The sequence below is a fragment of the Marinobacter sp. ELB17 genome (assembly GCF_000169375.1).
In the GTDB taxonomy this organism is placed as follows: Bacteria; Pseudomonadota; Gammaproteobacteria; order Pseudomonadales; family Oleiphilaceae; genus Marinobacter.
The window spans coordinates 1-12,047 of the sequence record NZ_AAXY01000052.1 but is presented as its reverse complement, the minus strand read 5'-3'; the positions used below and the strand labels follow the sequence as shown (position 1 = coordinate 12,047).

The window sequence follows — 12,047 nt, the reverse complement described above, 5'->3', positions numbered from 1 at the left end:
ATTGCTCTTATGGCTATCGCCTGGTTTGTTCACGGATTACTTCTGGAGAGGATGTCCCGGGAATTCGTCGAAAGTCGACTGAAAGACGAAGTCGCGTTTCTGGAGCTCAATATCCGGCAAGCCGAAGGCAAGATAGACATGCTGAAAACCGGTGACTATTTTGAAAAGGTATTTCATCATGCCTTTGCCATCCATTCTTCAAGTCAAACGGTTATATCGCCGCAATCCTGGCAACCGCTGTTAAACCCTTTGCTGCAATTTGATGGCGACGAAAGTATCCGAGTACACAATGCAAAAATAGCCAACGTACCTTCCGACATTCTCGCTTATCGGAAATCATTTGTTGTAAACGGCGTTCCTATCAAGGTTATCGTTTCAGAAGACATGGGAGCACTGAAAAACAGCCAGGCAGAACTGCATGCGTGGACGGCGATCGTGTCGATCTTGCTGATCATTTTGCTTGTGGGAATTATCTGGTTTGGTATTAACCTGTCAATGCGCCCCGTTGTCTCGCTTCAGGCCGCTCTCAAACGATTACAGAGCGGCGAAATATCGCGGATCAACGCAGACGCCCCGGAAGAGTTTCAACCACTGGTGCAACAGCTCAACCAACTGCTTGATTCCCTGGATCAACGGCTTGAGCGCTCCCGGGAAGCGCTGGCAAACCTGTCTCACAGCGTTAAAACGCCCATTGCGGCGGTTAGACAGGTTCTCGAAGATACCAGCCGACCTCTGGATAACGGCCTGAGGCATGAAATGGGATCGCGCCTGGGCGACATTGACAGGCAATTAGAAGCAGAAATGCGGCGCAGTCGGTTTGCCGGGCCCCAGGTTGGTAAAAGTGCCTTCCCCGTCACGCAAGCCCGCGATCTTTTGTGGATGCTGGGCCGACTTTACCCCGAAAAGTCATTTGAACTGTCCACCTCACTCACCGAGGAATTTCGCTGGCCGATTGAGGAGCATGATCTAAACGAGATATTGGGAAATTTACTCGATAATGCCGGGAAATGGTCTGCAGAATGCGTTGAACTCTCTTTAGAACAGCGTGATGGTTTGGCGCTGATTGTCGTAACAGATGATGGGTCTGGCGTATCAGAAGATGATCAGGTGCACTTGGGTCAGAGAGGGCGACGGCTCGATGAACAAACTCCAGGACATGGACTTGGGCTTGCTATCGTTCGCGAAATAGTCGCTCGGTATGGAGGTGAGACCTGTTTTTCAAATGGGTCAAAAGGAGGTTTGAAAGTACTGATCGAAATCTCTATTTGATGCCTTTCTCAAAGACGAGACTCCGCCCCTGAGCTGCATTCTGGCCTTATGCATTATGGCCTTGAGATACAATCTTAACCTTAACGTTGAAAAATGTCAGGCCGAATTATACCCGTCGCATTCCGCTGTTAACACTGACACAAGCCCACATCGGGTGCCATCAGGCTGGCAGGGCAACCCGTGTGTGCTCTACCATAGAGTCATGACAAACTCCTCAACACCCAAACAACCCTGCGCCATTACCCACCCTGGTGATCCCAGGTCCCAGGAGGCTCTGCAAAGCCACATAGCCCACCTGCAAGTTGCTCTGGAGCACGAGCTGCGCCAAGCACCTGGCGGGCTGAGTGAATATGCCCTGATCAAAAAACTGCAGCAGCCACCCTGGCAACTTCTGGGTGAGGTGCGCTTTGATCAACCCGAGCTGTTATACCAGGTTCACTTCTTGCTGTTTCACACCCTGTATACGCTGCGCGATCAATTGGCCGAAGACGGTCAAACCCTGGCGATATCACCCATGCTGACCCGCCTTGAAAACCGCCCCGAAGAGCCTCGGCATGAGCTGTCTAACCAGAGCCTGCCGGCCCAGGCAGATTCCTTGCGGGCATTCTATCTGGATCTGAACCAATACCGGCTATCCACGGCGCAGATCCACACCATGCTTGACAATTTCTACGCCGGTCATCGGGGTGCCAATAATCATCACGACACATCGGAGGTTGCCGCAGCAGCGAACTGTCTGGGCTATAGCGACAAGCGTTTGCCGGACTGTTTTCACGAGGTAAAACAGCGTTTTCGGCGTGCCGTCATGCAGGCGCACCCCGACAGGGGCGGCAGCACCGAGCAAATCCAGAAACTTAACGCAGCCTTTGCCGTTATCAGAAACCACTATCGCGGGCGCTACTAAGTGCTGCTGTAAGCAACGTGAAGGCAACCCCCTAAAACGAAGGAATTTTACATGCGCCGACAGGATTTTGTAGCCGCCACGCTGGCTATCGCACTGGCATTGCCTGCGGGCGCCAGCGCAGATCTGGTCATATTGCAATACCACCACATCAGCAATAACACGCCGGGCGCCACCAGTACGTCGCCGGCACTGTTTCAAGCCCAACTGCAACTGATTGACCAACTCGGGCTGGCGGTTGAACCACTGTACGAGGCAACACAAAAAGCCTTGGCGGGTAATGGCGGCGATGCCGTTGCCCTGAGTTTTGATGACGCCTACAGTTCCGTGTATTCCAACGCGGCACCCATATTGGCGCGACTAAACTATCCCTACACCCTGTTTGTGAACACTGACACCATCGGCAACAGCGGTTTTATGACGTTACAGCAGCTGCGGGAACTGGCGTCTACGGGCCTGGCGACCATCGCCAACCACAGCGCCGGCCACGGGCACCTGGCCAAAACACCCAACGAGAAAGAAGAGCAGTGGCAAGAGCGTGTTCATCGAGGCCTTGATGGCGCGCAAACGTTGCTTGAACAAGAGTTTGGCAATGCTCCTCCAATGTTCGCCTACCCCTATGGCGAATTTGATACAGCACTGGAACAGCAAATGAACCAGCGCGGCTGGCTGGCCTTCGGGCAGCAATCCGGGCCCGTCGGCGCAACCTCAAGCCGCACCCGACTGCCACGATTTCCCATGGCCAACGCCTATGGGCAGCTACAAGGCCTGGACAACAAGTTGCTGAGTAAAGCTTTACCCGTGCCGGCCAAGGATCTTCCAGACGGTATTGTAAGCGCTAACCCGCCGCACCTGCGGATGACTCTGCCAAGTGGATTCACCCCAGCTAAACTGACCTGCTTCGGCTCTGGCCAGGGCCGAATCAAGGTAACCGCCAACGCACAGCAGGCGAATGTTCAGGCGCCCGCTGCATTTAGCAGCCGCCGCTTTCGCTATAACTGCACCTACCCCGCAGGCGACGGACGCTTTTACTGGCTGTCCCAACCCTGGCTGGATTTATCTCGGCCAGAAGATTGAATGCCTGAGCGCAGCCACAATTATTATCTAGACATCACAAGCCGGGGCGCCAGGTTCGCCGTCAGCAACGGGCGGAATATCCAGGCGCTCGCCGTTAGCACAAACACCAGCCCTACCCGTTTTTCACCGCGGCCAAGTGGCCCAAGGGCCTCGAGCTCGCGGCGGATCATTTCGCCGCTGTCATCAGCGCGACCAATACCAAAATCGACCCGGATCAGCCACCACCACACGAGCAATAGCATCACTACAGCAACCGGCAGTCCCAGCAGCATCCATTGGGCAAAGCCCACTTCAATGCCCTGGGCATCCAACAAATAAGCCGCCAACAAGGCGTTGGGAGGCGTGCCAATCAAGGTGGCAATACCGCCAATACTGGCGGAGCAGGCAATCGCCAGCAGTAGCGCTGTGCCGAAGCGGCGCAGGCCGTCTTCGTTATCGCTCTAGGTCATGGCGATGATAGACAGGCCGATGGGCAACATCATTACCGCCGTTGCCGTGTTGCTTACCCACATGCTCAGAAACGCAGTGGCCATCAACCACATCATGCCGCCAGCGGCCCAAGCTTCGACCGACATACCACCAGGCGGCGGTATAATCAGGCACGCCAAAAAGCCGGCCAAACCGACCACCAATCCGATTACCTGGCTTCGCGGCAAACCTTCCGGCGGCTCCACTGACAAAGGCTGGTTGCTCATATCATTTGTTCCATTTTGTTAAGACACCGATGTAAGACCAAATACTGTACACACAACACAAAAGCGACAGGTGCTATTGGTAGATCAGCCCGTATTGAGGCATACTTGATCAAATTCTTCTGTAAATTCATGCCTTCAGCATGGCACCGCAAACAGGATTCTATTCATATGGTACCGCAACTTCTTGTCTCCCGACTGATGCACAGCGGTGCCCTTCTACATTGCGATCCTGATACCACTATAGCCACTGCCGCCGCGATGATGGCGGAGCGAAGTGTCAGTTCCATTCTGATTATTCGCAATGACGACGTGTTGGGCATCTGGACAGAGCGCGATGCCCTGAGCATTGATTTTACATCCTCTTCTATCTTTGCCCAGCCGATCAGTTTGGTAATGAGCTCACCGGTTATCTCTGTGCCCAACTACATGCCCATGCAGGAAGCCGCGGTTAAATTCCGCGAAACCGGCAAACGTCACTTTCTGGTGGTCAACGCCGACGGCAAGGCGGCCGGTATTCTCTCGCAAACCGACATGGCGATAAACCAGGGTATTGAACCCTATCTGCGTTTGCGTGACGTGCGCTCCGCCACCGCCACAATGCCACTGTCGATAAGCGGTGAAAAGACCCTGGCGGAAGCAGCGGCTAGCATGTACAAAAACTGCGCTCATGCGGCGATTATTGATTGCGAAAAACTGGGATTGGGGATTCTTACCGAGCGCGACATAGTCCGTCTTATCAGCCGCAATACCGGTAATAAAGTGGTCGGCCCCCTGGCTAGCCGCCCATTGATAACCGTGCACGAGGACGAGCCGCTTATTCACGCCCGTGATCGCCTTATGAACCTGCGCATCCGTAACTTGGCGGTGATCAATGACGATAACCAGGTGATCGGCCTGGTGGGCTACGGTCAGATGCTTGCCGGTGTGGAACAGCTGTATATGCAGGATTTGCGCGCTGCACTGGAGCTTCGGGACTCGGCCCTGGCCCAGTCGCGGCGAACCCTGCAACTGGCTGAGCGGGTGATTGCCTCTTCAATGGAAGGCATCATGATTACCGATGCCAAATCGCGCATAGAATTCACTAACCCCATGTTTACCCAACTGACCGGTTACAGCACGGACGAGGTAATCGGTAAAACGCCGGCGCTGCTTTCGTCTGGTCGCCATGACAAAGCCTTTTACGACCAGATGTGGCAAGCCCTGGCGCGGGAAGGCGTATGGCGCGGCGAAATCTGGAACCGGCGCAAAACCGGCGAGCTGTATCTGGAATTGCTGACCATTACTGCGATAACCGATGATAACGACATCATAACCCACTACGCTGCCCTGTTTACCGACATCACCCAGAACCGCCGCAACGAGGAGCGCATTCACCAGCTGGCCTATTACGATGCGCTCACCGGCATTCCCAACCGCCGGCTGATGGACGACCGCCTGGAACACGCCATCCGCCAGACCCACCGCAACCGACTGGGGCTAGCCGTGCTGTACATTGACCTGGATCATTTCAAACAGATTAACGACACTCTGGGGCATCACGTAGGCGATTCTTTGCTGCTTCAGTTCACCGAAAGAGCACAGACCTGCCTTCGCGAGGGCGACACATTAGCTCGCTTTGGCGGCGATGAATTTGTGGTGATACTGCCAGAATTGAACGGTCCCGAAGCGGCAAAAACGATTGCGCAGCGCTTGCTGGACAAGCACCGCGAGGACTATCAAATTGATGGCCATACCCTGAGTGCCGGCGCCAGCGTAGGCATAAGCCTGTATTCGAACGAAGTCGACACCGCCCGGCAGCTGCTGGAACAGGCCGACGCGGCCATGTATACGGCCAAACGCGCCGGCGGTAACGCCATTTGCTTATTTACAGACGCCGAAAGCCAAAAAAACGAAACTAGCGGGCAGACAGCGCCTGCTCATGGGCCAACAGCGCTTTTTTGATAGCAACCCCGCCATTGTAGCCACCCAGGTCGCCGTTGCTGCGCAGCACCCGATGGCAGGGCACCAGCACGGCCACCGGGTTGGCCCCGCAGGCGCTGGCAGCGGCGCGAACGGCCTTTGGCCGCCCTGCCCGCCGCGCCAGCTCGGTGTAGCTTATGACCTCACCACTGGGGATGCTTTGTAGCGCTTGCCAGACTTGCTGCTGAAACTCAGTGCCGCGCAAATCCAGAGCCAGGGGTTCCGCGCTGCGGCCGTCTGTCAGCTGGGCTTTCACTTTGCCCAGCCAACTCGGGCAAGCACTCTCTGCCTGGCATAATTGAGCACGTGGGAAGCGACTGCGCAATCGTTCCATTAGCGGTGTCAGTGTCTGCCCGGTCAGCAGAGCGCACACACCCTTGTCACTGCAGGCCACAAGCACTTGGCCCAGATAGCATTGCGCGGATTGCCAGGTGATGTGCTCTGTGACTTGAGATGATGACATAGCGAACTCCTCTTCTTACGCCAGCGTAGAAACGCAGTATGGCGCAAAATTCGGTCGTCGCGTAATCAGAACAGATAATCCGTGGTCAGAGTTCTGGAATGACGCTCACGCACAATGCTGGTGACCAGGTCGCGGTTGGATTCACTGGATTTGGCGGCAATCGTGGTGCGAATTGAAAACACCCGCAGCGCATCCGATACCGACAGTGTTCCTTCCGCCGAATTTTTGCGACCGTTGAACGGCAGCGTATCGGGCCCGCGCTGGCACTGGCTGTTCAAATTGATGCGCCCTACCTGGTTAGCCAGAACATCAATCAACCCACCAATGGCGGCAGGGTCACTGCCAAATATGCTCAGCTGCTGGCCAAATTCAGATTCCCGAACGTGGCGAATCACCTCGGATTCATCACTGAACGTCACCACCGGAATGACCGGCCCAAATTGTTCCTCCTGGTAAGCGCGCATTTTGGTGGTCACCGGATACAGCACCGCAGGGTGGAAATAGGTTCCGTTTGCCTGGCCGCCCCCGGTGTTTGTAACTCGTGCGCCGAGAGCCTCGGCGTCACTGACCAACGCTTTCAGATAGTCGATCTTACCGGGTTCGGGCAGCGGCGTTAACGACACATTGGGCTGCCACGGCATGCCTGCAACCAGATTGTCTACTGCTTTGGACACACGCGCTACAAACTCGTCTGCCAGCGACTCATGTACCAGCAACAGTTTTAAGGCGGTGCAACGCTGACCGTTAAACGACAGGGCCCCGGCCACACACTCACTCACGGCCAGATCCAGGTCGGCGTCTGCCAACACAATGGCCGGGTTATTGGCATCCAGGCCCAGTACCGCTTTCAGACGATGAGGTTTGGGGTGCATCTGTTTCAGCGCCGACGCACCGCTGTGGGTACCAATAAACGCGAACATATCCACTTTACCGCTTTTCATCAAAGGCCCGATGGTATCGCGGCCGCGGCCAAAAATAATATTGATCACACCGGCGGGGAACGCTTTCTGGAACGCCTCCAACAGCGGGCCAATCAGCAGCACGCCATATTTTGCCGGTTTAAAAACCACGGTGTTACCCATAATCAGAGCCGGAATAAGCGTGGTGAAGGTTTCATTCAACGGGTAATTGTAAGGGCCCATGCACAGAGCCACACCCACGGGTAATCTGCGAGTCTGGGCAACCACACCGCCGACAGTTTCAAAACGCGACGAACGTCGGTCTAGTACTTTTAACTCGTGAATGGTGTCTTGAATGTAGTCTGCGGTTCGGTCAAATTCTTTGCAGGCGTCGGCGTAGGTTTTACCAATCTCCCACATCAACAGCTCCACCACCGCTTCACGGTGGCTGCGCATTTCCACCAGAAACTGTTCAACGTGTTCAATCCGCTGGGCAACTGACAGGCTAGGCCAGGTTCCACGGCCCTGTCCGTATGCTTCAACCGCTGAGTCCAGAGCTTCAAGCGCGGCATGCCCATCCATCAGCGGCGTTCTGCCAATCACCAGTGGCTGGGGTTCTTCTGTGCCCGTGGCACGCAAACAGATCGGGCTGCGCACCTCTGCAAAAGGGCCTGGCCAAGGTTTCAGCTGGCCATTAACCAAGGTTTCGGTGATAGACACTCCGCCCTTCTGGCGAAACTTCTCCGGAACACTCTCGATGTCTGGAAAAAAGTCGTTAGCGCTCCAATTTGCAGATTCAGTACTTATCTCAGAACCGGATTTTGTTTTTTTTTGCATTGCAGTCTCCAACAGTCTTCATTATTTTACGTTAGTGAGATTCACTCTCGCCTACCGCCTCAGGATACGTGGCCCCGAGGGCCTCGGCGATGGCGGCGAAATCATCAGCATGCAATGACGCGCCGCCAATCAACCCACCGTCGACATCGTCCAGGCTAAAAATCGCAACCGCGTTCGCCGGTTTGACGCTACCACCGTAAAGAATCCTCAATGCCTGGCTGATCACCTTGGCCTTGGGCTCGCCACAGCCAGCAATGAACTGACGAATACCAAAATGCGTCTCTGCCACTTGCTCGGGCGTGGCGGTCTTGCCAGTGCCAATAGCCCAGACCGGCTCGTAGGCCAATACGCCCTCGGCAAGGCCAGCCAGCCCAACTTTCTTAATCACCGCCTGAATCTGTGCCTGTACAACCTCAGCAGTGCGGCCTGACTCACGATCCTGCAGTGACTCGCCCACACACAACACCGGCGTCATTCCCAGGCCACGAACCGCAGCAAAGCGCGCCGCAATGTCGGCGTCGGTTTCACCGTATAGGCTGCGCCTTTCGGAATGCCCCACCAGAACGTAGACGCAACCCATCTCCTTGAGCATGGTGGCACTGGATTCGCCGGTATGGGCGCCGGATACAAACCCGGACGCATTCTGAGCGCCCAGAGTAATGCCGGTATAACCCAGCAAATCCCGCACCTGAAACAGGTAAGGCAGAGGCGGACAAACCGCTATATCAACCACCTTGCGTAGCGGTCTAAGCCGCGGCAGCAATCGGCTGACCAGTGCCTGGTTAGACTGCAGGCTGCCGTTCATTTTCCAGTTTCCAATCAAAATCGGCTTTCTCATGGGTATTCTCCCAACAAGGATGTCATCAGCTATCAAGTGCGCAACGAATGGCGCCAATACCGGGATAAAAAGCGTGAGCACCCAATTCCTGTTCTATCCACAACAAACGGTTGTATTTGGCAACGCGGTCAGAACGGCACAGCGAACCGGTTTTGATCTGTCCGGCGCGGGTGGCAACGGCCAGGTCGGCAATAAAAGTGTCTTCGGTTTCTCCACTGCGGTGTGAAATCACCGCGGTGTAGCCCGCGCCCTGCGCCATGGCAATGGCCTCAAGCGTTTCGGTCAGCGTGCCAATCTGGTTGAATTTAATCAGCACGGAATTGGCAATGCCTTTTTGGATACCTTCGGAAATCAGCACGGTGTTGGTGACAAACAAATCATCACCCACCAATTGAACCCGCTCACCCACTTTTTCGGTCAGCAACTTCCAACCGGCCCAGTCATTTTCATCCATACCATCTTCAATGGACGCAATGGGATAGGCTTTGGCCAGAGACACCAAGTAGTCGGCAAACTCTTCCGAACTGTACTTTTTACCCGCGCCTTTGAGGTCATAGCAGCCATCGGAGTAAAACTCGGAGGCCGCGCAATCCAAGGCCAGAACAATGTCGGTTCCGGGGCGGTAACCCGCTTTTTCAATCGCCTCAATAATCAGTTCTAGTGCCTCTTCACTGGACTGAAGGTTGGGCGCAAACCCGCCTTCATCTCCCACGGCGGTCGACAGGCCTTTTTCTTTCAGCAGTGCTTTCAACGCGTGAAAGGTCTCAACTCCCATACGCAATGCTTCGCTGTAACTGGGAGCCCCCACCGGCTGAATCATGAACTCCTGAATGTCCACGTTGTTGTCCGCATGGGCACCACCATTGATGATGTTCATCATCGGCACCGGCAGCACGCTGGGCGACGCACAACCGTATAACTCCGCAAGATATCGGAAAAGCGGCAGTTTGCGGGCCTTGGCCGCGGCATCCGCTACACCCAATGACACGGCAAGAATCGCGTTGGCACCAAATTCGGCCTTGTTCGGCGTACCATCCATTTCGCACATCAAACGATCGATTTGCGACTGTTCAAACACCATTTGTCCCACAAGAGCCGGCGCGATGCGTGTGTTAACAGCGTTGACCGCCTGCAACACGCCTTTGCCGTTGTAACGCGGGCTATCAAGGTCGCGTTTTTCCAAGGCTTCGCGGGAGCCGGTAGACGCTCCCGACGGAACACGCCCGCAACCGACCACACCGTTATCCAGTAGAACATCCACTTCCACCGTGGGAAAACCGCGGGAATCCAGAATTTCACGGGCCGTGATGTGAGTTATCTTTTCCATAGTAGCCTTCCTGTTAGTTGTTTTTGTTTATGCATGCATCATTTTTTTCGAACAATAATAACCATGTTAATGTTTGAAAACGAACATAATCAGGCGAAAAAAACCGAAAAGAAACCAAATTTTCGATAAACCAACGAAAATTCAATCACCTCCGGCCAAATTAATTAACGCGGAATCGCCCCGCCAGCGCTTCGATATTGCCTACAGAGGCTTCAAGGCGTTCACACGTTGCAACCAGTTCGTCAATTTCATCAAGGCTGGCGTTAGCGGAGCTGCTAATTTCGTTTACTTGGCGAGCAACCGACTTACTGACGCTTTCCTGTTCATCCATTCCCAGACGGGTTTGATCGGCTCCCTGGTAAATTCGCGCCATGGCAGTGCGGATCTTTTCGGCGCCGTCGGAAACACTGGCCATCAGCGTTCTGACCGCCGCCAGTTGCGAAAAGTTATTGTTCATTGAACGGACGGATTCCGACGCTTCACCCTGAAGACGCTCTACCAACGTGCGGATGGTCTCGGTGCTTTCCGTGGTCTTCCGGGCCAGACCCCGAACCTCGTCAGCGACGACCGCAAAGCCGCGCCCGGCTTCTCCCGCCCTAGCGGATTCAATCGCGGCATTCAATGCCAGTAAATTCGTCTGATTGGCGATACCATCGATCACTTCGGTAATTCGGCCGATGTCCTGAGACGCTTTTTCAAGTTCATGGAGCTTGGCTGCCGTGTGCCCGGATTGGGTTTCGAGCTCTGCCACACAAAGGCTTCCACGTTCTGCATCGGACAGGTTCGCGGCAACCTGCTGGTTTATCTCACCCACCAGATCGTGAGTTCCCCGTACTGAACCCGCCACCTCACGAGCAGACGCCTCCATCTGGGTCATCGCCGCCGCTATGGCACCGAGTTCTTCAGACTGTCCGCGTACCCGTTCATTGAAGTCCCGGGCAAAACGGGCATTGCCTGTTGCAATAACGGCAATGTCGCCACCCGCCTGCTGCAAGCTGCCCAGAACAGTCGCCATGGCGTCTGACAACTGGTTCACGGAAGCTTTGAGGTCAATAAACTCACCCTTGGCGTTAAACTCTAGCCGGCGCGAATAATCACCCTTTGCCATGCCGGCCAAGTGCGAAAGTGTAGCCCTAAGGGGCAAACTGATCATTCTGGCAAGCCACACCGAGGTGCCCAAAGCGAACAAAACAACCAGCGATAACAACCAGTAAACCAACTGTTCCGAACGCCTGGCAGACTCGTCAAGCGCCGTGACCGTTTGGGTAATCCGGTCTGAAACCGCTACCCTCATCCCGTCGAGATTGTCCGCAAGATCACCCAAATGCCGATCCACTTCCCGCCCGGCCTCAGCCAGCTTCAAGCGATTCTGACGATAGCCCAAATACTGGTTAATAATGCCGTCATCCTGATTCACCGCGGCCACAAAGCTGTCTATCAATATTGGAAGGCCTTCTAGGCGCGGAATCTCCGACACTAATGCATTAATGTCCGGTTCAATAATCTGGGTATTAACCCGCAGATTCTCGATGACACTCGCGAGTTTATCGGCATCGTCGGTACTGACCATCTGCATAATGAGCAGCTCAATGTACGCCAAATTTTCCATAATCGTAGTAAACAAGTCCCGAATATAAATATCGTCACCGGCGGGTTCCGTGCCCTCTCGCACTAAGAGCCGTTTCATGTCTGCGTTATTGACCAGAAATGCTGACAAACCTTCATTTATTATTTCGGAAACTTCCAACACCGAACGATTGTATTCGCCCAGCTGATCAACGG

At 54.7% G+C, this 12,047-nt stretch carries 11 protein-coding genes; 4 read left to right on the top strand and 7 right to left on the bottom strand.

Annotated features, from left to right (window positions below):
• The 3 genes from MELB17_RS22425 to MELB17_RS22415 all read left to right on the top strand — a co-directional run.
• Positions 1 to 1,269, top strand: a 1,269-nt coding sequence (locus tag MELB17_RS22425; RefSeq protein ID WP_050774981.1) for a sensor histidine kinase, incomplete at its 5' end; no start/stop codon positions are given.
• Between the two features lie 184 nt (positions 1,270 to 1,453).
• Positions 1,454 to 2,173: a DNA-J related domain-containing protein gene (locus tag MELB17_RS22420; protein WP_227499014.1), complete on the top strand. Its 720-nt coding sequence runs from the start codon at positions 1,454 to 1,456 to the stop codon at positions 2,171 to 2,173.
• A gap of 51 nt (positions 2,174 to 2,224) precedes the next feature.
• A complete protein-coding gene (locus tag MELB17_RS22415) occupies positions 2,225 to 3,247 on the top strand; it encodes a polysaccharide deacetylase family protein (protein ID WP_007352643.1) in 1,023 nt (340 codons plus the stop codon).
• Between the two features lie 23 nt (positions 3,248 to 3,270).
• On the opposite strand, the gene MELB17_RS25960 is transcribed toward MELB17_RS22415, so the two are convergent.
• Together MELB17_RS25960 and MELB17_RS25955 are read right to left on the bottom strand one after the other, a co-directional pair.
• Complete coding sequence (locus MELB17_RS25960; protein WP_227499015.1) at positions 3,271 to 3,669, bottom strand: SLC13 family permease; 399 nt, start codon at positions 3,667 to 3,669, stop codon at positions 3,271 to 3,273.
• Positions 3,670 to 3,687: 18 nt separating this feature from the next.
• A complete protein-coding gene (locus MELB17_RS25955; RefSeq protein ID WP_007352641.1) occupies positions 3,688 to 3,942 on the bottom strand; it encodes a hypothetical protein in 255 nt (84 codons plus the stop codon).
• A 168-nt stretch (positions 3,943 to 4,110) separates the two neighbouring features.
• On the opposite strand from MELB17_RS25955, the gene MELB17_RS22405 reads away from it, so the two are divergent.
• Complete coding sequence (locus MELB17_RS22405) at positions 4,111 to 5,883, top strand: diguanylate cyclase domain-containing protein (protein WP_007352640.1); 1,773 nt, start codon at positions 4,111 to 4,113, stop codon at positions 5,881 to 5,883.
• On the opposite strand, the gene MELB17_RS22400 is transcribed toward MELB17_RS22405, so the two are convergent.
• From MELB17_RS22400 to MELB17_RS22380, 5 genes are all read right to left on the bottom strand, one after another.
• Complete coding sequence (locus MELB17_RS22400) at positions 5,837 to 6,364, bottom strand: methylated-DNA--[protein]-cysteine S-methyltransferase (RefSeq protein ID WP_007352639.1); 528 nt, start codon at positions 6,362 to 6,364, stop codon at positions 5,837 to 5,839. The two genes, MELB17_RS22405 and MELB17_RS22400, sit on opposite strands and share 47 nt — an antisense overlap.
• Positions 6,365 to 6,429: 65 nt before the next feature.
• Positions 6,430 to 8,100: an NADP-dependent glyceraldehyde-3-phosphate dehydrogenase gene (locus tag MELB17_RS22395; protein WP_007352638.1), complete on the bottom strand. Its 1,671-nt coding sequence runs from the start codon at positions 8,098 to 8,100 to the stop codon at positions 6,430 to 6,432.
• 31 nt (positions 8,101 to 8,131) lie between these two features.
• Positions 8,132 to 8,938, bottom strand: a complete 807-nt coding sequence (tpiA, locus tag MELB17_RS22390) for a triose-phosphate isomerase (protein WP_007352637.1) — start codon at positions 8,936 to 8,938, stop codon at positions 8,132 to 8,134.
• A gap of 25 nt (positions 8,939 to 8,963) precedes the next feature.
• Entirely contained in the window at positions 8,964 to 10,265 is a 1,302-nt protein-coding gene (eno, locus tag MELB17_RS22385) for a phosphopyruvate hydratase (protein WP_007352636.1), read from the bottom strand.
• Between the two features lie 160 nt (positions 10,266 to 10,425).
• Positions 10,426 to 12,047: methyl-accepting chemotaxis protein (locus MELB17_RS22380; protein ID WP_007352635.1), on the bottom strand; the 1,622-nt coding region annotated here is incomplete at its 5' end.

What these genes read in the sequence shown, in the direction of transcription:
- MELB17_RS22415 (WP_007352643.1), top strand. Translation starts at nt 2,225, where the DNA reads ATGCGCCGACAGGATTTTGTAGCCGCCACGCTGGCTATCGCACTGGCA.
- MELB17_RS25955 (WP_007352641.1), bottom strand. Translation starts at nt 3,942, where the DNA reads ATGAGCAACCAGCCTTTGTCAGTGGAGCCGCCGGAAGGTTTGCCGCGA.
- MELB17_RS22405 (WP_007352640.1), top strand. Translation starts at nt 4,111, where the DNA reads ATGGTACCGCAACTTCTTGTCTCCCGACTGATGCACAGCGGTGCCCTT.
- MELB17_RS22400 (WP_007352639.1), bottom strand. Translation starts at nt 6,364, where the DNA reads ATGTCATCATCTCAAGTCACAGAGCACATCACCTGGCAATCCGCGCAA.
- MELB17_RS22395 (WP_007352638.1), bottom strand. Translation starts at nt 8,100, where the DNA reads ATGCAAAAAAAAACAAAATCCGGTTCTGAGATAAGTACTGAATCTGCA.
- tpiA (WP_007352637.1), bottom strand. Translation starts at nt 8,938, where the DNA reads ATGAGAAAGCCGATTTTGATTGGAAACTGGAAAATGAACGGCAGCCTG.
- eno (WP_007352636.1), bottom strand. Translation starts at nt 10,265, where the DNA reads ATGGAAAAGATAACTCACATCACGGCCCGTGAAATTCTGGATTCCCGC.